The following is a 26,225-nucleotide window of genomic DNA, read 5'->3' on the forward strand; positions in this document are numbered from 1 at the left end:
TGCCGACCCTGCACGACTGCAAGCCCAGGCGCACTGATAGCTGCCAAAATTTAAGCGAACCCTGCCACCAGAGACGCCATAGTGACACAAAATGAACGGGCATAAAAAACAGACATAAAAAAGGGGAGCAACAAGTGCTCCCCTTTTTCGAATTTGGTGGGTCGTATAGGATTCGAACCTATGACCAATTGGTTAAAAGCCAACTGCTCTACCAACTGAGCTAACGACCCGATGGGCTGCGCATTCTAAAGACTTTCAGCGTCGATGCAACCCCTGAAACCAATTTTATGCCTGATAGCGGGTCGGATCCTCAACACCGGCATCTTCAAAGCCCCTGGCTCGCAAACGACAGCTGTCACAGACACCGCAGGCCCGCCCCTGGTCATCGGCCTGATAGCAGGACAGCGTCAAGCCGTAGTCCAGCCCCAGCCGCTGACCTTGCGCAATAATGTCCGATTTGGTCAGACTCATCAGCGGGGTCTCGATACGAAACGGCTGACCACTGACGCCCGCCTTGGTGGCGAGATTGGCCATGGTTTCGAATGCGGCGATAAATTCGGGCCTGCAGTCCGGATAGCCGGAGTAATCCACCGCATTGACGCCGATAAACAGCGCCCTGGCATCCAGCACTTCCGCCCAGCCCAGCGCCAGGGAAAGAAACACCGTATTGCGGGCCGGTACATAGGTCACCGGAATCTCGCCCTCAACCTCCTGCTCCGGCACATCAATCGAATGGTCGGTCAGCGCGGATCCGCCAAAGTCCTCCAGATGCAGTCGAACGACCTTGTGCTTGTGCGCGCTGACACCCAGCGCACTGACAACGGCACGGGCAGCATTCAGCTCGGTCTGCGAGCGCTGGCCATAATCAAAACTCAGCACATGGCAGTCGTAACCCTGATCAAGCGCCATCGCCAGCACTGTGGCCGAATCAAGACCACCGGACAACAACACCACGGCTTTGGGGGAGGATTGAGTCATAAAACAGTTTCCGCTTTTAAAAATATGAGCAGTGCAGCAAATAACTGAGCCCGGACAGGCCGGGCTCAAACGAACACCAAACGTCTAGCCTAGACGCCTAACCTAGACGCCTAGCGCTTAAAATTTTGCGCCAATCGCGCGGCAGAACTTTGCGGGAAATCACGTATCACCCGCTCCAGATAACGTGCAGACTCTGCGGTGTTGCCACGCTGATAATTCAGCACACCAAGCTTGTAGAGCGCATCGGGCAGTTTGGTACTGCCGGGGAAGCCTTCCACTACACGGGAAAAGGCGGTCTGGGCAAGATCCAGCTGCTGCTGGGCCAGATAAATTTCACCAAGCCAGTAGTGCGCATTCGCCAGCCGGGCACTCGCCGGGTAGTCCTGCACAAAACGTTCAAAAGCGCCGGCCGCCTCATTGAATTTGCGCTCTCGCACCAGCGCAAAGGCTTCCTGATACGCCTGATCGTCACCGCCTGCTGCGGCTGGCGTCGAGGGCGCACTATAGGTGGGCGCTATCGGGGCACCTTCGGGCCCAGCGGCTGCCGCATCCGGCAACGCCGTATCAGAGTTGAGTTCAGGAACCACAGGCCCTGCGGCTGCACCGGTGATCAACGCGCCCATGCGGCGATCTAGATCACGGTATCGCTCCAGCTGATCCTTCTGCATACGATCGAACTCGTATTGCTGTGATTCCACCTGGCCGCGCAGGCTGCGCACTTCATCCTGCAGTTGCTGCAGCATCATCATGAGCTGCGCCTCCTGGGTGCCAAATGACTGCCCGGCACCGCCACTGGAATAGCTCTGCCCCGGCCCCGGCACGATCTCAATGACCGGTACAGGATCCGCAGCCAGAACCACTACTGGCGCAAGCGCCAGCAGCAATCCCAGAAACCTGAGTCTGAATACAGTCATGGGCACTTAGCGGCCAGCGTATTTCAGCTCAACGCGACGGTTCTGAGCCCAGGAATCCGAGCCATGACCCATCACTGCCGGCTTTTCTTCACCGTAGCTGATCACTTCAACCTGACCTGCATTGGCGCCGTTCACCATCAGGAAACGCGCAACAGCGTTGCCACGACGCTCGCCCAGGGCGATGTTGTATTCACGAGTACCGCGCTCATCGGCGTGACCTTCCAGGCGAACACTTGCCTGCGGGTTGGACGACAGGTAGCGTGCATGCGCTTCCAGATCAGCGAAAGATTCGCCCTTGACGGTAGACTGATCGAAATCGAAGTAGAAAACAGTCTGCAGGTTTGCCACTTCAGCCGGCAGTTCTGAACCCGACATTCCACCCATACCGGCGGAACCTGAGGTCATGGCACCGCTGTCAGAGCCCATGCCAGCGCCCATATCTGCACTGTCAGTCTGAGTACTGGTGGAGCTGCAACCTGCAACCCATGCGAAGGTAAGAGCCAGAGCAGCAACCTTGGTAACGTTCAACGCACGCATTCTTCTATTGCTCCTTGAAGCGACCATCATGGTCGCTAATGTGTAGAGTAAAATAATGTTAGCCCGGTCCTATTGCAAGTAGGGGGACCAGGCCGGCTCCCTAACATCGCCCGATGACGAAGGCATGCGGAAGCGCACCCGGCCATCGAGAGAAACTGCCGCCAATACACCGGTGTTACCCTGCTGGGTCGCGTACAGCACAATACTGCCGTTCGGTGCTATGGTTGGCGATTCGTCCAGAGACGTCTGGGTCAGTATATCCAGACGTCCTGTTTTAAGATCCTGTACCGCGATATTGAAAGCGGCTCCGGCACCGGCGCTGCGATGCACCATGGCCAGGAAACGGCCATCCTGCGTCAGCTTGCCACTGCTATTGTAGTTACCCTCAAAGGTCACCCGTTCAATACGCCGATCTGACAGATAGACACGATAGATCTGTGGCTGGCCACCCCGGTCTGAGGTGAACAGTATAGACTGTCCGTCCGGCGACCAGGTTGGCTCAGTGTCGATGCCGTAATGGTGCGTCACACGGGTCAGCTGACGGCGTGCCAGATCCAGCGTATAGATTTCCGGGTTGCCGTCCTTGGACAGCGTCAACGCCAGACGCTGGCCGTCCGGCGCCCAGGCCGGGGCACCGTTAAGACCGGCAAATGACTGAATCTTTTCGCGCTTGCCAGTAGCCAGGTGCTGCACATAGATGCCCGGGCGCGAGCTTTCAAAGGACACGTACGCCAGCTTGCTGCCATCCTTGGACCAGGAGGGCGACATGATCGGCTCGCGGGACTCCAGAATGGTACGGGCCCGCGCACCGTCGGCATCCGCCAGCTGCAGACTGTAACGGTGCCGGCCACCGCCCTGATTCTGGGCGGTCACATAGGCGATACGGGTGGAGAAGGCACCGCGCAAACCGGTGAGTTTCTCGAATACCGCATCGGCGATGTAGTGCGCCATATCACGCATGTTGCGCGTCGAGCCACTGATCTGCTCACCGAACACCCGCGTTTCCTTGAGCACATCGTAGAGTTCATAGGTCACCTGCAGCTGCTCACCACCGGCCGAGGTCACGCGACCAATCAGCAGGTAATTCTGCCCCGATACGCGCCAGTCCCGAAAGAACACCTGCGCCTGCTGCTGCGGAAAGCTCAGCATATCGCTGCGTTTCATGGCACTAAAAAAACCGCTGCGGTACAGATCCGTGGACACGATCTCGGCGATATCCTCCGGCAACGGTGTGCCGCCACTCCAGCCAAAGGGCACCACAGCGATGGGCGTCGGCGCATCCACGCCCTGGGTCACTTCAATCACCAGCTCGGCGCGCACACCGAATGCCAATAGCATCAATACGCAGCACGCCAGCAATCTTTGCTTCATCGCTATTACCACCTCAATCCCTCCGGTCGGAACTTAACTCTGAATTTTCTGAAATTGCGTTCGAACGTCAATGGATCCAATTCAGTCAATCGAGAAAAACGATCGACCTTGTACACCGCCTGCACCGCCGTAGTATCAAATCCCGAGTCACCACTACTCAGCACCAGGTTGGCACTATCGACTTCCCCAGACGGGAAAAGGCGAATTTCCACCACCGCCTCCATGCCATTCCGAGATGCGCTCGAAATCCGCCAATAGCGTTCTAATTCACTTCGAATATAGTCACCCATCGACACCGTCAGCTGCTGCGACGCACGATCCGCGGCCATCTTCTGCTGTTCCTGGGCCAGCTCTTTTTCGAGCTGCGCCAGTTCACGCGCCTTATCGGCCTCCTTGCGCTGCTGCTCTTCCTGCTTGCGCTTGGCTTCTGCGACACGCTTGGCTTCGGTTTCCGCCTTGGCCTTGGCCGCCAGATCCGCCTGTTTTTTCTTCTCGGCAGCAAGCTTCGCCTGTTCGTCAGCCTGCTTCTTCTCGGCCGCACGCCTGGCCTGATCGTCAGCCTGCTTTTTCTTGTCAGCCGCAGCCTTCGCCAAATCCTCGACCTGCTTTTTCTTCTCGGTGGCGAGTTTAGCCTGTTCCTGGGCTTTCTGCTTCGCCTCAGCCGCAGCCTTGGTCTCAGCCGCCTTCGCCTTCGCCAGAACGTCGGCCTGCTCCTTTTGCTGGCGCTGCGTTTCAGCCTTCTGCTCGGCCTCTTTTACCGATTTTTCCTTTGCCGCCTGCTCATCCCGAACTTTCTGCTCCTGAGCCTGCGCTGCCTTTTTAGCCTTTTCCTGCGCCGCCAACTCCTGCTGACGCTGTTTTTCCTGCGCCTGCTCACGTTCGTTCAGCTTGCGCTGCTCGTCTTTCTTGCGCGCCTCTTCTGCGCGACGCGCCTGCTCGGTCTGCTTCTCCAGCGCCTGACTCACCGCGCCCAGATCCACCATCTGCGCCTGAATATGGCGCGGTTGCAATTCCCGCGGATCGGCGTGATCGAACCAGTGACCGGCAAGCAGTAACAGCACAGCCACATGCAACAGAAATGCAAGCAGGCCCGGCACCAGATAACTGCGCTTATCCAAGGTCCACACCTACTCGGTTACCAGTCCGACACTGGGTGCGCCGGCCTGCTGCAGCAGCACCATCAGCCCGACCACCTTGTCGTATTCAACTCGTTTGTCGCCTTTGACCAACAGCATCTTGTCCGGATTCGCCGCCAGCACCTTCTGCACGCGCTCACCCACATCCTCAGCACTGACCACTGACTGTTCGGCACCACCAATATTGATGTAATACTGACCCTCAGCATCCACCGTTACGATCAGCGGTTCGCTGTCCTTGCTGTCCACAGGGTCAGCGGAGGCCTTGGGCAGCTCCACATCCACACCCTGGGTCAGCATGGGGGCGGTGACCATGAAGATCACCAGCAACACCATCATGACGTCGATATAGGGTACAACGTTGATCTCGGCGTTGAGCTTGCGCTTGCGCTTCTGTCGTCTAATCATGAGATTGCCTGATCAGTCCGCCGAATGAATTCGACGGTGCAAAATGCTCGAAAACTCATCGGCGAAAGTCTCGTAACGATTAAGCAACCCTTCGGATTTGGACGAGAAGCGGTTATAGGCGATGACCGCCGGAATCGCCGCAAAAAGTCCAATCGCCGTAGCCACCAGCGCCTCGGAAATGCCCGGCGCCACGGACGCCAGCGTCGCCTGATGCATGTTGGCCAGCCCCCTGAACGAGTTCATGATGCCCCAGACAGTACCAAACAAACCTATATAGGGACTGGTAGAACCCACGGTGGCCAGAAACGGCAGATGCTGATCCAGCTTTTCCTCTTCACGGGCCAGCGCGACACGCATGCTGCGCTGAATCCCTTCCATGACCGCGTCAGGATCGTAATTGCGCTGCTGGGTCAGGCGGGTAAATTCCTTGATGCCGGAGCGAAAAATATTCTCGGCACCATTACCCGGGTCCGGCGACTGATTCACTTCGCGAAACAGGTGACCCAGGTCAACGCCCGACCAAAAGCGCTCTTCAAACACCGCCAGGCCTTTGCTGGCGTCACTGAATACACGGCGACGCTGAAAAATCATGATCCATGACAGGAAGGACGCCAACAGCAAAATCAGCATAACCAGCTGTACAACCAGACTTGCGTTGAGCACCAGACTCCAGATCGACATTTCCTCGACCACAACAAATTCCTCTCAGGCGCCAGATCACCAGGAGTGCCGGCTGACTCGGTTGATAAATCGGACTCTCTGATGCCTAGTGCAACGGACAGACCACAACAGGTTAATAGGAGGCTGTCCGACAATACTTAACCTACTGCGAACCACCTGAATTTGGCTGTTTTTTGTGCTTTTTGCGTTAAATAGAACCACTATTCGCCTTAAAACACCGTAAAAACCAGCTCAAATCAGCCGGCTCTCGCTACGGCCAGCATTATCGGACAGCCTCCTAGGCTCTCGACGCTCTCAAAAGCCTGCCGACAGCCTTTATCGACCCTAACACAGACTTGCCGATGAACGCTTTATGATAGCGCTCATGCAGTTTGGTTCAGCCACATCCATGAGCGCCGCATCATAGCGGCCACAAGCTTGCTGCAGAATGAACAGAACACTGCTCGAACCCCGCCCCACGCACACTGTCGCACTACCTTAACAGGCGCACGCAGCAGAGGTGAAGAAGGGTAAGCAGACAAAAGTCGTTTGCGCGATGGGCAGGGACCAGGGACCTGGGCCTCTAGGCAGTCGGGCGAAATCAGCGCCCACAATAGCAGGCGCAAAAATTTATTCAAGCAGCTTGTGCACCGCCAACATAAAAAGAATTCCGGCCGCCATAACCGCCCTAAAATGGTGCACGAAGGTGGCCATTGCGGCTCCGCGAAGCCGCCAGAAACAGACGAAGCCGACCGGCAATCCGTGTTCAGAAAGTGCGTTCCGGCACCTCAAGACCAAAGTGCAGATACGCATGATCCGTGACGATGCGCCCCCTGGGCGTACGCATGATATAGCCCTGCTGGATGAGATAGGGTTCCAGCACATCCTCGATGGTATCGCGCTCTTCCGAGATCGCCGCAGCCAGGTTATCGACACCGACAGGCCCGCCGCCAAACTTCTCGATCATCGCCAGCAACAGGCGCCGGTCCATATGATCAAATCCGCGCTCGTCGACGCTAAGCATGTTGAGCGCCAGATCCGCCGTCTGCCGGTCGATCTCGCCATTACCCCTGACCTCGGCGTAATCCCGAGCGCGGCGCAACAGACGATTGGCGATACGCGGCGTTCCCCGCGCCCGCCTGGCGACTTCCAGCGCGCCCTCAGGCGCTATACTGGTGCCTGACAGACGCGCCGAGCGCTCCACTATGTGCGCCAAATCATCAACGCCATAGAACTCCAGCCGCTGCACAATTCCAAAACGGTCCCGCAATGGGGATGTCAGCAGGCCGGCACGGGTCGTGGCGCCCACCAGGGTAAAGGGTGGCAGCTCGATCTTGATCGAGCGCGCCGCCGGCCCCTCGCCGATCATGATATCGAGCTGATAGTCCTCCATGGCCGGATAGAGAATTTCCTCTACATTGGGGCTCAGACGGTGAATTTCGTCGATAAAGAGAATATCACCGGGCTCAAGACTGGTAAGCATGGCCGCCACGTCACCGGCCTTTTCCAGTACCGGCCCCGAGGTCGTCTTGATGGCACCTTTCATCTCGTTGGCGATGATATTGGCAAGCGTGGTCTTGCCAAGGCCGGGCGGTCCGAAGATCAGGGTGTGATCCAGCGCCTCGCCACGCTTGCGCGCCGCCTCGATGAAAATTTCCATCTGCTCGCGCACCCGCGGCTGACCTTCGTAGTCCGCCAGCGTCTTGGGGCGTATCGCCCTATCCAGCACATCCTCCGCAGGGCTCGCCTGCGGCGCAATAAAACGATCTGCTTCGATCATGCCACCTTACCCCGCTGCGCCAGGTCCGCCATGCATCAACCCCCGACCATTGATTTGAGGGCCTGACGAATCAGCGCCTCACAGGCCACATTGGCATCCAGCTGCCTGGCAGCCTGACTCACAGCCTTGGCCGCCTCGGCCGGCTTGTAACCCAGCGCCACCAGCGCGCTCTCCGCCTCGAAGACGGCATCAGAGCCCGCCACGGGCACCTGCTCGCCGGGAGCAGATAACTGAAACTCACCAGCGCCGGATACCTGCAGCTCCTTGAGCTTGTCTTTCATCTCGACGATCAGCCGCTCTGCGGTTTTTTTGCCGATACCGGGCAAACGTACCAGCGATGCCGTATCGCCCTGATGCACCGCCCGTACGAAGCTGTCGGCATCAATGCCCGACAGAATGGTCAGCGCGAGCTTGGGCCCCACGCCATTAACCTTGATCAGGGCACGGAACAGGCTGCGCTCGCCGCGATCGACAAAACCATAGAGCAATTGCGCATCTTCGCGCACCACGAAATGGGTATAGAGCACCACCTGCTTGCCGCGCTCGGGCAGGCGGTAAAAGGTATTCATCGAGGCTTCGAGCTCGTAACCTACACCACCCACCTCAACCAGCAACTGCGGTGGATGCTTTTCCAGCAATTCCCCTCTCAGACGTCCTATCACGGCTCTTTTCTCTCCAGATTACGGGCTTCTTCGGGTGATTCCAGGCGGTGTCCGGCAACGATGAATTCGGGCAGTCTCAGGCCCGCCACTATCGATGCCATGCGAAACACAAACACGATAGTCATGGCACTGAGCTCCAGCCAGCGCGTGGGCTCGGTCATGACATGGCTGAACACCACGTACACCAGAGCGCCCACCAGCGCGCAGCTGGCGTACATTTCACCGTTCCATTGCAGAATCAGCGGCACCTGACCGGTGAGGATATCGCGAATCATGCCACCGGCCACACCGGTAATGACCGCCATCATGACGACCACCACATCCGGCATCCCCAGGGCGACGGCCTTTTGCGCGCCCAGAATGGCGAACAGCGACAGCCCCAGCGCATCCAGAAACAGCAACATGCGCCGGGGGTAATGGATATAGCGCGACAGCACAAAGGCCAGCACCGCACTCAAAATGGCCACCCACAGATAGAGGGTATCGCCGATCCAGAGCACCGGGTGGGCATTCAGGGTGATGTCACGCAGCGTACCGCCCCCAAGCGCCGTTACTATGCCCAGCACCACCACACCCAGAATATCCAGCCGCTTGCCCTGGGCTGCGAGCGCCCCGGTGGTGGCAAATACGGCGACGCCGGCAAGATCCGCCACGTAGACAAACTCAAGGTAGGTCATTTGCGCCAGCGTCCATTGCGATTGGCGCAGACGCCCAGGGTGCGCACCATGCTGCTGCGCGTATGGGCATGGCAGATGGCAATGGCCAGGGCATCGGCGGCATCGGCCTGGGGCAGGCCCGGCAATTTCAACAGATAGGACACCATATGCTGCACCTGTGTCTTGTCAGCGCCACCATTGCCCACCACCGCCTGCTTGACCTTGCGTGCGGCATACTCGTATACCGGCAGATCCCGGTTACTGCAGGCGACGATGGCCACGCCACGCGCCTGCCCAAGTTTCAGGGCCGAGTCCGGATTGCGTGCCATGAAAACCTGCTCGATTGCCATTTCCTGGGGACAATAGGTCTCGACGATCTCGCTGACGCCAGCGTAAACCTGCTGCAGCCGCCCGGGCAGCTCATCACCCTTGATGCGAATACAGCCACTGGCAACATATTCGTTGCGCCCATCGACATGGTTGATCACCCCGTAGCCGGTGATCCGCGAGCCGGGGTCAATTCCTAGAATCAGCATACAGATTCGCTTATCCCTGAGTGCGCCTGTGGCATGATACCGACTCAAGTACCCTGCTGCGCAAAATAAAAGGCCGGAGCCTGGATTTCACAACCGCATCAATACAGGCCTCAAGGGCCCCACTGACGGCGACTAAAATCCTGACCCCGGCCTGGTGTGTCTCGACGGGCGGCCCGCGAAACGCAATGATTCAGTCGTCTTCCATAGCCTCTTCGGGAATATCGGCATTGTGGAAAACATTCTGCGAATCATCCAGGTCATCCAGCGCATCTATCAGCTTCATGACCTTGCGGGCGGTCTCGACATCCAGCTCCACGGTGGTGGCCGGAATCATCGCGACTTCGGCAAACTCGGCCTCAAAACCCGCATCTGCCAGACCCTGCTTGACGATCATGAAATCCGCCGGCGCCGTGAACACATCCACCGAGCCGTCGTCATTGCCGACCACATCTTCAGCCCCCACTTCCAGCGCGGCTTCCATGATGGCGTCTTCGTCCGCGCCCTCACCAAAACTGAGCTGGCCTTTTTTCTCGAACAGGTACGACACCGAGCCGTTGGTCCCCAGATTGCCGCCAAACTTGTTGAAGGCAGCACGCACCTGGGACACGGTACGGTTGACGTTATCGGTCATGCACTCGACCAGAATCGCCACACCGTTGATACCGTAGCCTTCGTAGGTCAGCTCATCGTAGTTTTCACCGTCCATGCCGCCCGCACCGCGCGCTACCGCCTTGTCGATGGTATCGCGCTTCATGTTGGCACCCAGTGCCTTGTCCACCGCCGCACGCAGGCGAGGGTTGTCGTCCGGGTTAGGCCCGCCTTCCTTGGACGCCACGGTCAGTTCGCGAATTAGCTTGGTGAAAACCTTGCCGCGCTTCGCATCCTGGGCCGCCTTGCGGTGCTTGATGTTGGCGAATTTCGAATGACCTGCCATCGGTATACCTCTATCTGCAGAGCCGCCACAGCGGCTTTGCCACTACTTTTTATCAGGGGGTTTTGCGCAGACGAATGTTCAGCTCGTGCAACTGGGCCGCACTCACCTCGCCCGGCGCATCGGTCAGCATGCAAGACGCACTCTGAGTTTTCGGGAAGGCAATAACTTCACGAATCGAGTCGGAGCCGGTCATCAGCATCACCAGACGATCAAGGCCGAATGCCAGACCACCGTGGGGCGGCGCACCGTATTTAAGGGCGTTGAGCAGGAAGCCGAATTTTTCCTGCGCTTCCTCGTCTTCAATACCCAGAATCTTGAACACCACCTTCTGCATGTCCTGATCGTGGATACGGATGGAGCCGCCACCCAGCTCAGTGCCGTTGAGCACCATGTCGTAGGCACGGGACAGTGCGGTTTCAGGGTTGGACTTCAGCTCGTCGACGCTGCAGTTCGGCGCCGTGAACGGGTGATGCAGTGCGGTCAGACCGCCCTTGCCGGTTTCCTCGAACATCGGGAAGTCCACCACCCACAGCGGCGCCCATTCACGCTCGATCAGACCCAGGTCTTCCGCCACCTTGATGCGCAGCGCGCCAATGGCTTCGCTGACGATCTTGGCGCTGTCGGCGCCGAAGAACACGATATCGCCGTTTTTGGCGCCCAGACGCTGCATGATCTGCATGGATACGTCGTCACCCAGGAACTTGACGATCGGCGACTGCAGACCTTCAACACCGTCTTCCAGCGCATTGACCTTGATCCAGGCCAGACCGCGGGCGCCATAGATGCTGACAAACTTGGTGTAGTCGTCAATCTGCTTGCGGGTCAGCACGGCGCCGCCGGGAACCTTCAGTGCCGCAACACGACCCTTGGGATCCTTGGCCGGGCCTGCGAAGACCTTGAAGTCGACCGTTGCCATCAAGTCGGCAACATCGACCAGCTCCATGGAAATGCGCAGATCCGGCTTGTCCGAACCGAAGCGACGCATGGCTTCGGCGTAGGGCATGCGGGGGAACTCGCCCAGATCCACATCCATCAGATTCTGGAAAACGCCGCGGATCATTTCCTCGGCCATGCCCATGATCTCTTCCTCGTTCATGAACGAGGTTTCGATGTCCACCTGGGTAAATTCAGGCTGGCGATCGGCACGCAGATCTTCATCACGGAAGCATTTGGCAATCTGATAGTAGCGATCAAAGCCGGACACCATCAGCAGCTGCTTAAACAGCTGTGGCGACTGCGGCAGCGCGAAGAAGGACCCTTCATGGGTACGGCTGGGCACCAGATAGTCACGCGCACCTTCAGGCGTGGCCCGGGTCAGGATAGGCGTTTCGATATCCAGGAAGCCATGCCCATCCAGGTAGGTGCGCAGCGCGCTGGTCACCTTGGAGCGAAAGCGCAGCTTGTTCTGGATTTCAGGCCGACGCAGGTCGATGTAACGGTGACGCAGACGCACGTCTTCGCCCACCTGCTGGTGTTCATCCAGCTGGAACGGCGGCGTTTCCGCCTTGTTCAGGATTACCAGCTCCTTGCCCAGCACTTCGATCCCGCCGGTGGCCATATCCTTGTTCAGGGTGCCCTCTGGGCGCGCACGCACGGTACCGCGCAGCTCTATGACAAACTCGCTGCGCACGCTGTCCGCAAGCTTGAAGCTTTCTTCACGATCCGGATCGAATACAACCTGGGAAATGCCTTCACGGTCTCGCACGTCGAGGAAGATAACCCCGCCGTGGTCACGGCGACGATGGACCCAACCCATCAGCGTCACATCTTCGCCGATATGTTCTTCTCTCAGCTCGCCGCAATAATGGCTGCGCATAGTTTCCAATTCCTGTCGATTAACCATAGGGGGACGCGCCCCGAAATCTTGTAGAGCACCGCCTGAAGCGGTCATTAGCTGTGTGCCTGTCGCCTGCCGGATATCTCAGCAGCAGACCACCCACGGGCAAGCGGTAATCCAGACCTCACCCGGGAAGCCGATATTTCTGGGCGGCACGACACAGTGTTCAGCAGTGCCAAAACCTGCTCTTGGCGGTATAACACCGGGCACAGGACGCAAAAACGCCACCCCTGCACCACAACAGGCGTCACAAAGCGGCGAATTATACCTGATTTGAAAGGCGCTTACAGACCCGCGCAGGCTAATTTTCCCTGCACCTTAGCCTCTGCATGTACCTGCACAGCGGCCGCCAATCAGGCGGGCTGCGGCACGAAGTCCAGCTCACCGGACATCAACGCCTGCACTTTCGTGCGGATATCCCCAACCTGCTCAGCGGTGTAGCTGCGCGCAGGCAGCTTGCCCCACACAGGCCCGGGCCAAGCCGGGTCTTTTTCAAACCGCACGATGTGATGCAGGTGCAGCTGTGGCACCATATTGCCCAGAGACGCGACATTCATCTTGCGGGCGGCAAAGGCGTCAGCCAGATTCTCCGCCAGAAAGCAGGACTCGCGCATCAGCTGCAGCTGATCATCCGACGACAGGTGATAAATTTCGCTGACATCCGCGCGGCGCGGCACCAGCACAAACCAGGGATAGTTGGCATCATTGATCAGCAGCAAACGACAGAGCGCGAAGTCACCTAACGGGATGCAGTCCTGCGCCAGCTGCGGGTGGAGTTCAAATTCGAGTTCCAGCTCATCCATCTAGGGGCTCCTGTTTGCCACGCCAAAACCGGATATTCTGCACCCGGGCATGAACGGAAGTATAGGTAAAAATGCTTGAACTCAAGATTCACACCGACATCAGCGCAATAGGCCCAGACACCTGGAACCGGCTCTGTGGCAGCGACTATCCTTTTCTGCGCTATGAGTTTCTCGCCGCTCTGGAACACAGCAACAGCGTCAGCCCGCAAACGGGCTGGCAACCCCTGCACATCGCTGTCGAGCAGAACGGCGAAACTATCGCCGTTATGCCGCTGTACCTTAAAACCCACTCCTACGGCGAATACGTGTTCGACTGGTCCTGGGCGGATGCCTACCAGCGCCACGGGCTGGACTACTACCCCAAACTCGTCACTGCCATTCCGTTTACCCCCGCCGCCGGGCCGCGTATCGGCAGCAGCCAGCCGACAGAAACCCTGATGCCCGCACTGCTGGATGCCATCAGGCAGCTGGCAGAACGCTTTGGCGCCTCGTCCTGGCATGGCCTCTTTGTAGAACCCGCGCTGCGACAGTGCCTGGAAGCATCCGGCCTGACACTGCGCCTGGGCACTCAGTATCACTGGTTCAACGCAGACTTTCGCAGCTTCGACCATTTCATGGAAAAGTTTGCCTCGCGCAAGCGCAAGAACATCCGCCGCGAGCGACAAAAGGTACTCGATCAGCAGATCAGCCTGCGCCGTATCGAAGGCACCGATCTCAGCCCCGAGCTGCTCGACGTTTTCTACGCCTTTTACCAGAACACCTACCTCAAGCGCGGCCGCACAGGCTACCTGACGCCCGAATTTTTCCAGCTATTGCACCGGAACATGCCCGAACAGCTGCTGCTGGTACTCGCCGAAAAAGACGGCCAGCCCGTCGCCGGAGCGCTGTCACTCAAGAGCAGTTCCACCCTGTACGGCCGCTACTGGGGCTGCCTGGATGACTACGACAGCCTGCATTTTGAAACCTGTTATTACCAGGGCATCGAATACTGCATCGGCCAGGGTCTCGCCCGCTTCGATCCTGGCGCCCAGGGTGAGCACAAGATCCAGCGCGGCTTCCAGCCGATCGAGACCTGGTCCGGCCACTGGGTTAAACACCCAGGCTTCGCCGACGCCATCAACAAGGCCATGGGGACGGAGCGCGACGCCATGCGGGCTCAAATTCAGGAATTGACAACCTGGCTGCCGTTTCGAAAGGACTGAGACAACATCAAACCCAGGCCTTTGCAGACGCACGACAGTCCCAGACACAACATCATCGCAGGGCACAATACGAAATACCTCAGCTTCACTTTGCAGCCACAGCATGAGCCCCAATAAACAAGCGATTCAGGCACATGAATTTAAATACGCAAACTGCCGTAGCGAGCACCGCCAAGCCCTTCTACACTCATGAGTGCTCTCAGGGAAGGCAACGCAAATAAAGATGAATTCCCCAAACCATGGAGATACCACGGTATGTTGACGTATGAAGAATGCTTGGCAATGTGTGACTTGACGGAGGCTGAAATCGAGGCTATCGCGGAACATGAGCATATGGACCCCATGATCGCGATGGCTCTGGGGCAGTACCTGACATCCCACCACGGCGATCAGCGAATCAAGGGCATCATTCTTGATGATATAAAACGCGCCGAACGATGTGGCAATACCAGCCATGCAGAAGTTTTGCGCAAGGTGCTGCAACACTTCCTGGCAACCCACCCGGAACACGGCAACAGCGCCGCCGCGTGACAACCGAACCTGCCATCAACCACTTGATCAAACTCTCAACCGGAGCAGAGATACTTCCCCCCTTCTCTCTCTGCTGCGTTTCGGGCAGAAGCCGGCACCAAGGCGCCGACCCCTGCCCCCACTTTTATCTGCCCGCCTCGCCCTGACACACGAAACGACATCAGACGATAACGACCAGACGCACGCTTTAGAGCATGCTGTTTGCGATCGCCAGCACGGCTACATAACCCACGCTGTAGGCCAGCAACAAACGCGGCAGAAAGCGCAGGTAGGTCGCAAAGCTGAGCGCTTCAATCTTGCTCATGGCAATAACGCCCGCCGCCGAACCGATGATCAGCAGAGAACCGCCCACACCTGCGGCATAGGTCAACCCCATCCAGTCCGCACGATCCATGTCGATGCCAGACTTGAGGATTGCTGCAGTCAAGGGCACGTTATCCACCAACGCAGACAGCAGGCCGACCACATAGTTGGCCGCATAGACCGGCATCACCTGGTACAGCGCCGGCAGATGTTCCAGTACCGACAGCTCCTTGAGCATGCCCACCAGCAGCAGCACACCGAGGAAGAACAGCAGGGTGTCGAACTCGATCTCGCGAATATACTCCAGCACGCTCTGGCTTGAAGGCGTATTGCGGTTGAGAAACTGGTACATCAGGAACATCACAGAGAGCCCGAACAGGAAGCTCAGTACCGGCGGCACACTGAAATACACACTCATAAAGAGCGTCGACCCGATCGTCAGCACGAACAGCAGTGCAATCACCTTGTCCCGCCCCGCGACGGGACGCCGGAAATGCGGAATATCCAGCTCGCCAGAGGTGCCGCCGAGCATCGTCAACAGGAGCACAATAACTCCCAGTATGGCCGCAGGAATCAACAGAAACAGATTGCTGATTTCCACCTTGCCGGCCAGGAAGATCATCAGCGTCGTCACGTCACCGGTAATCAGCGACACACCACCGGAGTTCACGGCGAACACCAGCAATGCCGCAAACTTCAGCACCGTTTCGGTTTTCAGCTTGAGCGAGGACAGCAGCGACAGCATGATCAGGGATGCGGTAATGTTATCCGCCAGAGACGAAAATGCCAGTGCCAGCATAGCCATCAGGAGCATCAACTGACGCTGGCCAATACGCGCCGGCAGAATGCGATACACCATCTGGGTAATCAGACCCTGCTGGTTGAGGTAGGCCACGAAGGTCATCGCCGCCATCAGAAACAGCCACAGGGTGGCGATGTCCAGCAGGTTTTCGTTCAGTTGCGTCTGAATGCTTGCGGCATCGGTTCCGGGTTCAGGAAAGATAAACGCCAGCAGCCAGACGAGGGTCCCCAGAAACAGGCTCGACTTGGCTTTATTGATATGCACAAAGTCTTCGGCCACGATCAATACAAACGCCAGCACAATAAGGCTTAGCAGTATCCAATGCATGGAGTGGTTCACTCCCCAGGTTTGGGTTGCCCCGCAGCGGGACAAAAAATTGGCAGTTCACTGGCCCCAAAATTAAACGGGCCGGATTGCCAACACTGGGCATGATGAACAGCCAATCGCTTCCTGGCGCAGAACCAGAAGGCCGGCATCAACTGAATACCACCGCTACAGAGACATCTGGCAGACACGGTCGCAGATTAAGGAGCAAGCACCTCAAAACGCGCCCAATATGCCCAATTGCGACACTCAGGTCGAGCCCCTTGCGCATAAAATATCTTTCGGCCCCGCCTCGCCACGCGCTTACAACACCTCAATCAGCCTGACGCCCATGCACCAGGTTGCCGGCAGCACGCCACCTGGCCGGCCAAGCGACTCACCAGCAACTGCATCAAATCAAGGTAATCATCAATTGGGCTTAGACCCAAAGACTGGAGACTGCGCGTTACCAAAGTACAGCAACAACCCTGTACCCATGAACGCTGGACCACAAACGCAGCGGGCCACCCTGAGGTGGCCCGTGATCAGCGGTAACGGCGGATGCTAGTGAAGCGCTTCGTACTTTCTTTGAATCGCTGCAAGTTTGGGTTGAATATCCAGTGGCGCATATCGGATCGCCTGATCAAACAGCGCCCTGTTCTCTTCAGACAGACGCTCTTCCTCTGTCATCACAGAAAGCTTCTGCATGGCTTCAACAAATTTAGGATGGGTTTTAAGCTTGGTTTCCATAATGGTGACTCCCATTCTAGGCAGCATTTCTGGCTCACGCTGTTAATTGTGCCGCAGGTGCACAAAACTTCAAAGCAAATATTCACCCTCCATCCAGCGCCCGCCGGGAGCACTGCCCCCGGCGATTCAAATTTCAGTTACAGGGTGGCGACTGCAGGATCATCAGCGCCGACTGGGCATGCTCAGCCGCTTCGCGACCGAGATCCGTCAGATAACCACCATCAGACCGGGTGATCAGACCTTTTTCAAACAGCCGACCGGTGGCAGAAACCACCGCAGCTTCAGCATCGTGGTGTACCTTGAGACCTTCCTGGGTTGTCATCAGATTGAAGCGATTCAGCATGTTCAGCTCTTCAATCATTTCAGGCGAATATGGCATAGGCAACTCTCGCATTAGGATTATTCTTTGAGACTAGGTGCCACTCAGCATAGAACGATTCACCTCGTCCCGTACAGTAGGCGATGCCGTAGAAAAACCGAACACCACACTACAAGTCACTCGCAACCATCACCCCGGACGCATTCTCCGGGAAAACCACCCCGAACCAGGCACCCGAATCTAAACCGGGTCTGTGTTAGCGGGGTTTATAGCCGCGCTGGCGCCCGTTCACAAACCGACGCCCCTTGCCAAGAAATTAGATGACTTTTGCATCGCTGGCAACCACTGCCAGGCGACGTTGAGGCGCAACAGGACAAAGACATTAACGCTTCACCGCGGTGGCGCTATACTAGTGTACTGCTTCGCCCTAATGGGTGCTTATAGAGCCCGCCAATTCGTGTCCGGCAAGGCGCCGTTCGCAGGTATAAGTGGGGCTCTTGCCAAGAGCGGCAACGCAGCAGGGCGCGAATTGGTGGGCTCCCTGCGGGCGAGCCGCCAGGAGGCCGTCCGCGGTGTTGCATTTCCTCGAAATAGGCCCACTATGGCTTCGAAAATGCGCCGTGCGGCCAACCTCCTGGCGACTCGCTAAAAGCGCCTCTAAGAGCGGAGCAATACACTAGGGCTCGATGTTCGCGCCTTGACCGCGATCTGACAGGGAGAGATGCCATCCGCCGTCTGCCACCACTCAATGCACTGCGCAGCTTTGAAGCCGCTGCGCGCCACGGCAGCTTCAACAAAGCGGCCGATGAACTCTATGTCACCCCCTCCGCCGTCAGTCACCAGGTCAAAACACTGGAGGACTTCCTGGAGGTGCGCCTGTTTCTGCGTGAAAAACGCAGAGTCAGCCTTACCAGCGCAGGCGAACGCTACCTGGCCTCGGTGCAACTGGCGCTGGATGAAATTGACAGCGCCACCCGACGCCTGATGGCCTCGCCGAACTCAGTGGCGGTCACTATCAGCGTGGCGCCCGCCTTTCTGACCCGCTGGCTGGTGCCGCGTATCGGCCAGTTTCAAACCGAATATCCCGATGTCGAGCTGCGCCTGAGCGCAGCCTACGGCCCTATCGACTTTGATCATTCCGATACCGACATGGCGGTCAACTTTGGCCGCGGCGGCTGGCGTGATGTCGAAAGCACCCACCTGCTCAATGTCCGCCTGGTACCGGTCTGCAGCCCAGCCCTGCTCACGGGCGAAAAACCCCTCAACACCCCTGAAGACCTCAAGCGGCACACCCTGATCCGAGTCGCCGACAGGCCGGATGAATGGCCACGCATTCTGCGCCAGGCCGGTGTCAGCAGCACCGATATTGGCCGCGTCATGACATTCTCAAGTACCTCGCTGGCCATGTCGGCCGCGATGGAGGGTGTGGGCATAGCCCTGGGGGACGAAAAGCTGGTGGAGCGAGAGGTACGCTACGGCCAGCTGGCCAAGCCTTTTGACCTGGTGCTGGACAGCGGCAATGCCTTTTTCCTGGTGTACCCCAAAGGGCGCACGCTGAGTTACGGCATGAAGGCATTCCACGACTGGGTGCTGGAGGCCATCACCCACGACGCGCCCATGTCAGGCATCCATACCTGAGCCAGGCCTGGCTGTGTGCGGCGACACAGCGGCCTCCGGCAAAGGGATCATGCGACTCAGGCCCCGCTCGCGGGCCGACTCCAGAATCAACTCATCCGCCTGCAGATAAACGCGCTCAGCCCCGCGCAGAACGCGCAATAGCGCCTCTTCCTGGTACATGATGGCGGAGAAACAGAGTTTGCGGGTCGTGGCCAGACGTTCGATACGCAAGCCCCCGCGATTCAACTCATAGGTTCCAGTGAACTGGTTGCAGCCGGCAGAACCGAATACATGCCCCTGATCATCAAACTGGATGGTGGAATTGAGCGATGCGGGGACCGGCTGGTCAGCCACCCGCGTTATCTGCCAGCGGGTGCCGGCAAGGCTGGGTAATTCAAGCGTCATGTTCGTGGACGCATCACGAACCTGAGGCGCGCTCTGCTCAACACTCAAACCACTGTGCGCCTCTTGCTGCACGGATCCTGCGTCCTGATACAGCAATCCAGAACAGCCCGCCAGCAGCAGCCCGGCTGCGACCAGGGCGCATCCGCCAAGACGAGTACTACCAAAGATCCGCTTCATCCTGAAAGTCCCTTTAATTTCACTGCTTACGCAGAATAGCAGGCGCACTCGAATGGTGCGTCCAACGGTGGCATCCCTGCCGTGTTGCATGCGTCTTACACAGCTCACGCGCCAAGGCACAAGACCCGGCGGGTGAAGCGCTTTCGATTTAGATCGTTCAGATATCGATAACGTCGAAGGGAACCTGCGGATCCACATCGGCGGCGTAATCCACACCCTCCACACCGAAACCGAACAGCTTGAGGAACTCGGCCTTGTAGGCGGCGTAGTCGGTCAGATCGAACAGGTTCTCGGTGGTCACCTGAGGCCAAAGGGCACGGCATTCGCTCTGAATATCATCGCGCAGTTCCCAGTCATCAAGCCGGAAACGGTTGCCATCATCCATTTTGGCGCTGCTACCGCACAGGCCCGTGGAGAAGAGGCGGTACACCTGCTCCATGCAGCCTTCGTGGACGCCATGTTCCTTCATGATACGGAACACCATGGACAGGTACAGCGGCATGACCGGAATGGCAGAGCTGGCCTGGGTCACAACGGATTTCAGCACCGCCACATTGGCCTGACCGCCCTTGGCCGTCAGCAAACCGTTGAGTGCCGTTGCCGCACGATCCAGATCCTGCTTGGCCTTGCCCAGAGCGCCATCCCAGTAGATCGGCCAGGTGATATCGGTACCAATATAGCTGTACGCCACGGACTTGCAGCCCTCTGCCAGCACGCCGGCATCATTCAGGGCGTGCAGCCAGAGCTCCCAGTCCTCCCCCCCCATGACAGTAACCGTATTGGCCACTTCTTCATCGGTCGCAGGCTCCACTTCAGCCTCGATAATGCAGTCACGGTTGGTATCGATGGCGGTTGCACGGTAGGTTTCACCGATGGGCTTGAGCACCGAGCGTACCACTTCACCGGAATCCGGCATTTTGCGCACCGGAGATGCCAGGGAGTAGACCACCAGATCAATCTGCCCCAGGTCCTGCTGAATCAGCTCAATCACCTTCTGCTTGGCGTCATGGGAGAAGGCATCACCATTCAGGCTCTTGGCATAAAGACCGGCGGCATGCGCCTCCTGCTCGAATGCGGCGGAGTTGTACCAGCCGGCAGTGCCGGTCTTGCGCTCGGTGGCAGGCTTTTCAAAAAACACGCCAATGGTGGCGGCGCCCGACCCAAAAGCTGCTGCGATACGGGATGACAGGCCATAACCGCTGGACGCACCTATCACCAGCACGCGCTTGGGACCATTTTCGACGGTGCCCTGCTGGCGGGTATATTCGATCTGCTGGCGCACGTTCTGGGCACATCCCGTGGGATGGGTGGTAGTACAGATGAAGCCGCGGATTTTCGGTTGGATGATCATGCTTTTTTCAGTCTCAGGCCATTCAATTCGATGCACAAAGTGTGCGGCAACGATACCCGAAACTCCCGCCTGATAACAGCCCGCTGCCTGCCCCGCCCAAACCGGCCTGCTGATATCGCGTGTTACACCCCACAGAGGTTAATACAATCGAGTTCAGCCTGAGCGCCCTGACCCAGCCGCCACCCACTGACTGCGCCTGCGCAGCCTGTCAGGTGAGCGCGGCCACCAGCGCCTGTTCCGGTGCAAAGCGCAAGCGCACTGTGTCCCCTGGCAACAGCCCCCGGGCCTGATCACGCGACACCAGCGCACAGGCCTCATCGCCGCCGTTTAGGCGCACCTGCAGCTCGACACTCTGGTCACAGTCTTCAAGCCCGGTGAGCCTGCCTTCAAGCCGGTTCACCTCGAAATCGGAGAGCGGTGCAGCAGCCGTGATCAATTCGATGGCCGGGGCCTTGAGCAGCAGCAGCACATCCTTGCCCGGAAACAGCGCCAGGCGTTCGCGGCTGCGCCGAGTAATACTCGCACAGAGTACAGTGCCATCGGCCAGCGCTGTGAAAATGCGCTCATCGGAGCCGGCCGACTCGATACGCTCGACAACACCAAAAAACTGGTTGCGGGCGCTGGTTTGCAGCGACAACCGGGCCATGACTCCCAGCAGGCTGTGCAGCGGTATGCTGTCGTCTTCCAGCGCCACCAGCGCCTGAGCCTGCACCTGTTCCAGCAACTCGTACAACTGGACAAAACGGGCGCCACGGCGGGTAAGTACGGCCCCGCCGCCGCCCCGCCCGCCCACGGCGGATTCGACCAGCACCTCGGGACTGCGCTGATTCATCTCGCTGACCGCATCCCAGGCGGCCTTGTAGCTCAGCCCCGCCAATTTCGCGCCCTGACTGATGGACCCGGTAACCCCTATCTGGCGCAACAGGGCGATACGTTTGGGATTTGCCAGCAGCTTGCTGTCCTGCAGCAGCGTCAGTACGACCTCAAGTTCCATAAGCCTCCACTTCAGCACACACCTGACTGGTCGCCCATTGTGCCCGTCGCAGCCAAAACCTCAAGCCGCCCCATAGCGGCAAAGGCAAGACAACAAAGACAAACCACAGAACGACGAACTTGCACAGCGCTATATACCTTGATATATATCGATACCCCAACCCAGCACCTGCCACCAGGATCTCAAACCCTTTTCCGCCGGACAGCCCACCATGCGCCTGAAAACCATCGCTGTATTGCTCAGCCTGCTGCTGAGCCTGGCATCCGGCCCTGCCCGCAGCGCAGAGACCCTCAGCATCTATGCAGCCGCTTCGCTGACCAATGCATTGAACGACGTTATTGCCGCCTTCGGTGAGACCCACTCGACCAGGATCATCGCCAACTATGCGTCTTCCTCAACACTGGCCCGTCAGATCGCCCGGGGCGCACCGGCGGATCTTTATATCTCGGCCAACCTGCAATGGATGGATTATCTGAGCGAAGCAGGCGTACTGGCCGGTGACAGTCGTCGCACTCTGCTGGGAAACCGGCTGGTACTGATCAGCCCCCGCGACAGCACCCTGACGCCCATTGAACTGAATCCGGACTGGGATCTGGCCGGCGCACTGGGCGACAGCCGTCTGGCCGTGGGCGACCCCGATCATGTACCGGCCGGACGTTATGCAAAGGAAGCACTGCAGTGGCTCAGACTCTGGCCGGTCGCAGAACCACGCCTGGCCCGGGCCAACAATGTACGCGGCGCCCTGGTACTGGTCGAGCGCGGCGAAGCGCCGCTGGGCATCGTATATGGCAGCGATGCCAGCAGCGCCAGGGTGCGGGTTCTGGCCGAGTTTCCGGCCCGCAGTCACAGCCCTATCGACTACCCAGTCGCCATAGTACGCAGCGCCGACGGGCCCGCCGCCCGTGAATTGCTGGCATTTTTAAGCGCGCCCCGGGCCGCCGATATTTTTCGCCGCTACGGCTTTGAGGTTCGCTAGATGCTCAGCGAATACGAATGGCAGGCCCTGATGCTGAGCCTGAAAATATCCAGCGTCGCGGTGCTCTGGAGCCTGCCGCCCGGCATTCTGCTGGCCTGGCTGCTGGCCCGCGGGCGCTTTCCCGGCAAGGCCCTGCTCGATAGCCTGGTTCACCTGCCGCTGGTGCTGCCGCCGGTCGTGATCGGCTACCTGCTGCTGATCGGCATGGGCCGCCAGGGCCCCATCGGCGGCTGGCTGTACCAGAGCTTTGGCCTGAGTTTCAGTTTCAGCTGGCGCGGCGCGGCCCTGGCTGCCGCCGTGGTGGCCTTCCCATTGCTGGTACGCGCCATCCGGCTGTCACTCGAGGCGGTCGACCGCCGCCTCGAAGACGCCGCCCACACCCTGGGCGCCGGACGGCTGCGTGTCTTTGCCACCATCACCCTGCCCCTGACACTGCCCGGCATTCTGGCCGGCACCGTGCTGGCCTTCGCCCGCTGCCTGGGCGAATTTGGCGCGACTATCACCTTCGTTTCCAACATCCCCGGAGAAACCCGCACCCTGCCCCTGGCCATGTTCAGCTTTATCGAGACTCCCGGCGCCGAAGCCGAAGCCGCCCGTCTGTGCGTAATCGCCATCGTGGTTTCGCTGGCGGCACTGCTGTTCTCCGAATGGCTGGCACGCCTTGCCCGCCGTCGGCTGGAGGGCGCATGCTGAGTGTCTGTATCGACAAGCGCCAGGGTGATCTCGACCTGCAGCTGGATATCCAGCTGCCGCTGCAGGGTATCAGTGCCATCTTTGGTCGCTCGGGGGCAGGCAAGACCTCGCTGATCAACATGCTCAGCGGCCTTGTCCGCCCGGATCGGGGCCGCATCGCTCTGGGCGACGAGGTTCTGTTCGACAGCAGCCGCAATATTCACCTGCGCCCGGAGCAGCGCAGAATCGGCTACGTATTTCAGGATGCCCGCCTCTTTCCGCATTACAGCGTCGAGGGCAACCTGCGCTACGGATCTCGCAAGCCCGACCCGAAACAGTTTGCCGATGTGATCGAGCTGCTGGGCATAGGCCCGCTGCTGCAGCGAGCGCCCGCGACCCTGTCCGGCGGGGAACGCCAGCGCGTCGCCATCGGCCGGGCTCTGCTCAGTGAACCACGTCTGCTGCTGATGGACGAGCCGCTGGCCTCCCTCGATCTGCCGCGCAAGCGCGAACTGATGCCCTACCTCGAGCGCCTGGCGGCCGAAGTCCGACTGCCGATCCTGTATGTCAGCCACAGTCTGGATGAGATACTGCGCCTGGCAGATCACCTGGTATTACTGGACCGGGGACGCGCTCCCTTGCAGGGGCCGCTGGAGGATCTCTGGGGGTCGGAACAGATGCGCCCCTGGTTTTCAGTGGAAGAGCTGAGTACGGTTCTCCGGGCCCAGGTCGTCGGTCAGGATCTGCGCTGGCAGCTGACACACCTGAGTCTGGGTGACGGACTCGGCCTCTGGGTACGCAAATTCGAGGCACAGAACGGCCAGGGGGTGCGCCTGCGCATTCGCGCCAACGACATTTCCATCGTGCGCACCCGCCCCCAACAGAGCAGCATCCGCAACATACTGCCGGCAACCATAGAGGCCTTGCAGCCTGACGATGACGGTCACCTGATGGCCGTGCAGCTGCGCATCGGTACACAACGGCTCTGGGCGCACATCACGCTCTGGGCCGCCGCCGAGCTTGCGCTCAAACCCGGTGATACGGCTTTCGCCCAGATCAAGGGCATCAGCCTGAACCCGGGCGACTGGACAACCCAGGACGACCGGACGGCCATCCCGGGCACGCACCCGCGCTAGCGAGTCTTCTGCCGCATGGTGACAAACTCTTCCGCCGCCGTCGGGTGAATACCGATGGTGGAGTCGAATACTGCCTTGGTGGCGCCGGCCTTCATGGCCACCGCAATACCCTGGATGATTTCACCGGCATCGCCGCCCACCATATGCACGCCGACGACCCGATCAGTGGCGGCATCCACGATCATCTTCATCAGGGTGCGCTCGTCGCTGCCGCTCAGCGTGTGCTTGAGGGCACGAAAGCTGGAGCTGTAGACGTCTATAGCGCCATAACGCTCGCGGGCCTGCTCTTCGCTCAGCCCCACAGTGCCGATATTGGGCTGACAGAACACGGCCGTGGGAATAAGGTCGTAATCGAGCTTTTCCGCCTTGCCATCGTAAAGGTTGCGCACCAGTGCCATGCCTTCGGCCAGTGCCACCGGCGTCAGCTGGACGCGATCCGTCACATCACCCAGTGCATAAACCGACGGCTCAGCGGTCTGGAACTGGTCATCGACGATAATGGCGCCGTTGTCGCGCTGGCGTACCGCCACCGTTTCCAACCCCAGGTTGGTCACGTTCGGCACCCGACCCGTGGCATAGAGCACGCAGTCAGCTTGCAGTATGTCACCGTCTTTCAGCTCAACCCGCAGACTGCCATCCGCCGCCTTCTCGATGCGTTTCACATCGGTATTGAACCGCAGATCGACGTCTTTCTTGCGCATTTCCTCGGCCACAAACTCCCGCACTTCCTGATCGAAGCCGCGCAGGAACAGCTCGCCACGATAGATCTGGTGGGTTTTGGCGCCCAGGCCTGCGAAGATGCCGGCAAATTCCACCGCGATATAGCCACCGCCCACGACAAGGACACGCTCGGGGAAAACGTCCAGGTCGAAGACTTCATTGGAGGTCGTAATGTGCTCGCGACCGTCGATATCGGGCACGAAAGGCCAGCCGCCGGTCGCGACCAGAATGCGCTCAACGCTGTAGTGATCATCCCCCACCGCCACTGTGTGGGCATCTACAATGCGTGCCCGCCCCTCGATCAGGGTGCAGCCGGAATTGACCAGCAGATTGCGGTAAATACCGTTGAGACGTTCGATTTCCTGGCGCTTGTTGTCGCGCAGCGTTTCCCAGTGAAAGCGGGGCTTCTCTGTCTGCCAGCCAAACCCCTGCGCCTCAGAAAAATCGTCGCCGTAGTGGGAGGCATAGACATAGAGTTTTTTCGGTACACAGCCGACGTTCACGCAGGTGCCACCCAGATAACGGTCTTCGGCGATGCCGACCCGCACTCCCATGGCAGCCGCCATGCGACCCGCTCGTACACCGCCGGACCCGGCTCCAATTACAAACAGATCAAAATCATATTCCGCCACTCTGGCCTCCATCTAGCTGCTCGGCATCTGTGGCGACCTACTCTATAGATTTCGCCTGACAGAGGCCAATAGGCTGCGGCTAAAGCGGAAATAGCGCCTGGCTATATTCCCAGGGATGAGCCC

The 26,225-nt window shown here is 59.0% G+C and carries 27 protein-coding genes and 1 tRNA gene; 6 read left to right on the forward strand and 22 right to left on the reverse strand.

The annotated features are described in order from the left end of the window. Positions 1-154 precede the first annotated feature (154 nt). From MRS74_RS05050 to MRS74_RS05120, 15 genes are all read right to left on the reverse strand, one after another. Positions 155-230 (reverse strand) — tRNA-Lys (locus MRS74_RS05050). Positions 231-285: 55 nt separating this feature from the next. Beyond that, positions 286-978, reverse strand: a complete 693-nt coding sequence (gene queC / locus MRS74_RS05055; RefSeq protein ID WP_254579191.1) for a 7-cyano-7-deazaguanine synthase QueC — start codon at positions 976-978, stop codon at positions 286-288. A 110-nt stretch (positions 979-1,088) separates the two neighbouring features. Beyond that, positions 1,089-1,892, reverse strand: coding sequence for a tol-pal system protein YbgF (ybgF, locus tag MRS74_RS05060; protein WP_254579192.1), 804 nt, complete (start codon positions 1,890-1,892; stop codon positions 1,089-1,091). Positions 1,893-1,898: 6 nt separating this feature from the next. Continuing rightward, on the reverse strand, positions 1,899-2,429 hold the full coding sequence (gene pal, locus MRS74_RS05065) for a peptidoglycan-associated lipoprotein Pal (protein WP_254579193.1): 531 nt from the start codon (positions 2,427-2,429) through the stop codon (positions 1,899-1,901). A 69-nt stretch (positions 2,430-2,498) separates the two neighbouring features. Continuing rightward, positions 2,499-3,800, reverse strand: coding sequence for a Tol-Pal system beta propeller repeat protein TolB (gene tolB / locus MRS74_RS05070; protein ID WP_254579194.1), 1,302 nt, complete (start codon positions 3,798-3,800; stop codon positions 2,499-2,501). Between the two features lie 5 nt (positions 3,801-3,805). Next, complete coding sequence (gene tolA, locus MRS74_RS05075) at positions 3,806-4,897, reverse strand: cell envelope integrity protein TolA (protein ID WP_254579195.1); 1,092 nt, start codon at positions 4,895-4,897, stop codon at positions 3,806-3,808. 30 nt (positions 4,898-4,927) lie between these two features. After that, entirely contained in the window at positions 4,928-5,344 is a 417-nt protein-coding gene (gene tolR, locus MRS74_RS05080) for a protein TolR (protein WP_254579196.1), read from the reverse strand. 12 nt (positions 5,345-5,356) lie between these two features. Then, the gene (tolQ, locus tag MRS74_RS05085; protein WP_120785173.1) at positions 5,357-6,037 is read right to left on the reverse strand and encodes a protein TolQ; all 681 of its coding nucleotides are present in this window, start codon (positions 6,035-6,037) and stop codon (positions 5,357-5,359) included. A 733-nt stretch (positions 6,038-6,770) separates the two neighbouring features. After that, positions 6,771-7,784: a Holliday junction branch migration DNA helicase RuvB gene (ruvB, locus tag MRS74_RS05090; protein WP_254579197.1), complete on the reverse strand. Its 1,014-nt coding sequence runs from the start codon at positions 7,782-7,784 to the stop codon at positions 6,771-6,773. A 35-nt stretch (positions 7,785-7,819) separates the two neighbouring features. Beyond that, positions 7,820-8,446 (reverse strand): Holliday junction branch migration protein RuvA, encoded by a 627-nt coding sequence (ruvA, locus tag MRS74_RS05095; protein ID WP_254579198.1) that lies wholly within the window; start codon positions 8,444-8,446, stop codon positions 7,820-7,822. Beyond that, positions 8,443-9,123 (reverse strand): trimeric intracellular cation channel family protein, encoded by a 681-nt coding sequence (locus tag MRS74_RS05100; RefSeq protein ID WP_254579199.1) that lies wholly within the window; start codon positions 9,121-9,123, stop codon positions 8,443-8,445. The genes ruvA and MRS74_RS05100 overlap by 4 nt, the downstream gene beginning before the upstream one ends. Beyond that, positions 9,120-9,638: a crossover junction endodeoxyribonuclease RuvC gene (ruvC, locus tag MRS74_RS05105; protein ID WP_254579200.1), complete on the reverse strand. Its 519-nt coding sequence runs from the start codon at positions 9,636-9,638 to the stop codon at positions 9,120-9,122. The genes MRS74_RS05100 and ruvC overlap by 4 nt, the downstream gene beginning before the upstream one ends. A gap of 190 nt (positions 9,639-9,828) precedes the next feature. Then, positions 9,829-10,572 (reverse strand): YebC/PmpR family DNA-binding transcriptional regulator, encoded by a 744-nt coding sequence (locus MRS74_RS05110; protein ID WP_254579201.1) that lies wholly within the window; start codon positions 10,570-10,572, stop codon positions 9,829-9,831. A gap of 52 nt (positions 10,573-10,624) precedes the next feature. After that, positions 10,625-12,388: an aspartate--tRNA ligase gene (gene aspS / locus MRS74_RS05115; protein ID WP_254579202.1), complete on the reverse strand. Its 1,764-nt coding sequence runs from the start codon at positions 12,386-12,388 to the stop codon at positions 10,625-10,627. Between the two features lie 374 nt (positions 12,389-12,762). Continuing rightward, positions 12,763-13,212, reverse strand: coding sequence for an HIT domain-containing protein (locus MRS74_RS05120; RefSeq protein ID WP_254579203.1), 450 nt, complete (start codon positions 13,210-13,212; stop codon positions 12,763-12,765). Positions 13,213-13,283: 71 nt separating this feature from the next. Here MRS74_RS05120 and MRS74_RS05125 point away from each other — a divergent pair, with 71 nt between their 5' ends. Both MRS74_RS05125 and MRS74_RS05130 read left to right on the forward strand, forming a co-directional pair. Beyond that, the gene (locus MRS74_RS05125) at positions 13,284-14,414 is read left to right on the forward strand and encodes a GNAT family N-acetyltransferase (RefSeq protein ID WP_254579204.1); all 1,131 of its coding nucleotides are present in this window, start codon (positions 13,284-13,286) and stop codon (positions 14,412-14,414) included. A gap of 282 nt (positions 14,415-14,696) precedes the next feature. After that, positions 14,697-14,945: a hypothetical protein gene (locus MRS74_RS05130; protein WP_306421953.1), complete on the forward strand. Its 249-nt coding sequence runs from the start codon at positions 14,697-14,699 to the stop codon at positions 14,943-14,945. Positions 14,946-15,132: 187 nt separating this feature from the next. Here the strand turns inward: MRS74_RS05130 and nhaD are convergent, their stop codons facing one another. From nhaD to MRS74_RS05145, 3 genes are all read right to left on the reverse strand, one after another. Continuing rightward, positions 15,133-16,377, reverse strand: a complete 1,245-nt coding sequence (gene nhaD / locus MRS74_RS05135; RefSeq protein ID WP_254579206.1) for a sodium:proton antiporter NhaD — start codon at positions 16,375-16,377, stop codon at positions 15,133-15,135. Between the two features lie 540 nt (positions 16,378-16,917). Beyond that, positions 16,918-17,103 (reverse strand): hypothetical protein, encoded by a 186-nt coding sequence (locus tag MRS74_RS05140; protein WP_067387080.1) that lies wholly within the window; start codon positions 17,101-17,103, stop codon positions 16,918-16,920. 133 nt (positions 17,104-17,236) lie between these two features. After that, positions 17,237-17,482: a TIGR02647 family protein gene (locus MRS74_RS05145; RefSeq protein ID WP_254579207.1), complete on the reverse strand. Its 246-nt coding sequence runs from the start codon at positions 17,480-17,482 to the stop codon at positions 17,237-17,239. Between the two features lie 675 nt (positions 17,483-18,157). Here MRS74_RS05145 and gcvA point away from each other — a divergent pair. Further along, complete coding sequence (gcvA, locus tag MRS74_RS05150; RefSeq protein ID WP_256557812.1) at positions 18,158-19,060, forward strand: transcriptional regulator GcvA; 903 nt, start codon at positions 18,158-18,160, stop codon at positions 19,058-19,060. On the opposite strand, the gene MRS74_RS05155 is transcribed toward gcvA, so the two are convergent. The 3 genes from MRS74_RS05155 to MRS74_RS05165 all read right to left on the reverse strand — a co-directional run bounded on the left by MRS74_RS05155 (position 19,043) and on the right by MRS74_RS05165 (position 21,966). Further along, complete coding sequence (locus MRS74_RS05155; RefSeq protein ID WP_254579208.1) at positions 19,043-19,621, reverse strand: META domain-containing protein; 579 nt, start codon at positions 19,619-19,621, stop codon at positions 19,043-19,045. The two genes, gcvA and MRS74_RS05155, sit on opposite strands and share 18 nt — an antisense overlap. A 157-nt stretch (positions 19,622-19,778) precedes the next feature. After that, a complete protein-coding gene (gene fabV, locus MRS74_RS05160) occupies positions 19,779-20,972 on the reverse strand; it encodes an enoyl-ACP reductase FabV (RefSeq protein ID WP_254579209.1) in 1,194 nt (397 codons plus the stop codon). A gap of 208 nt (positions 20,973-21,180) precedes the next feature. Beyond that, positions 21,181-21,966, reverse strand: coding sequence for a TOBE domain-containing protein (locus MRS74_RS05165; protein WP_254579210.1), 786 nt, complete (start codon positions 21,964-21,966; stop codon positions 21,181-21,183). Between the two features lie 211 nt (positions 21,967-22,177). Here MRS74_RS05165 and modA point away from each other — a divergent pair, with 211 nt between their 5' ends. The 3 genes from modA to modC are packed head-to-tail and all read left to right on the forward strand — an operon-like array spanning position 22,178 to position 24,750. Further along, the gene (gene modA / locus MRS74_RS05170; RefSeq protein WP_254579211.1) at positions 22,178-22,942 is read left to right on the forward strand and encodes a molybdate ABC transporter substrate-binding protein; all 765 of its coding nucleotides are present in this window, start codon (positions 22,178-22,180) and stop codon (positions 22,940-22,942) included. Further along, positions 22,943-23,635 carry a molybdate ABC transporter permease subunit gene (gene modB, locus MRS74_RS05175; RefSeq protein WP_254579212.1) on the forward strand — a complete coding sequence of 231 codons (693 nt, stop codon included), beginning with the start codon at positions 22,943-22,945 and terminating at the stop codon, positions 23,633-23,635. Further along, positions 23,629-24,750, forward strand: coding sequence for a molybdenum ABC transporter ATP-binding protein ModC (gene modC, locus MRS74_RS05180; protein WP_254579213.1), 1,122 nt, complete (start codon positions 23,629-23,631; stop codon positions 24,748-24,750). The genes modB and modC overlap by 7 nt, the downstream gene beginning before the upstream one ends. On the opposite strand, the gene gorA is transcribed toward modC, so the two are convergent. Then, positions 24,747-26,102, reverse strand: a complete 1,356-nt coding sequence (gene gorA / locus MRS74_RS05185; protein WP_254579214.1) for a glutathione-disulfide reductase — start codon at positions 26,100-26,102, stop codon at positions 24,747-24,749. The genes modC and gorA overlap by 4 nt on opposite strands. Positions 26,103-26,225: the final 123 nt, after the last annotated feature.

Origin of the sequence: Marinobacterium sedimentorum, assembly GCF_024267675.1 — a bacterium.
GTDB lineage: Bacteria > Pseudomonadota > Gammaproteobacteria > Pseudomonadales > Balneatricaceae > Marinobacterium_A > Marinobacterium_A sedimentorum.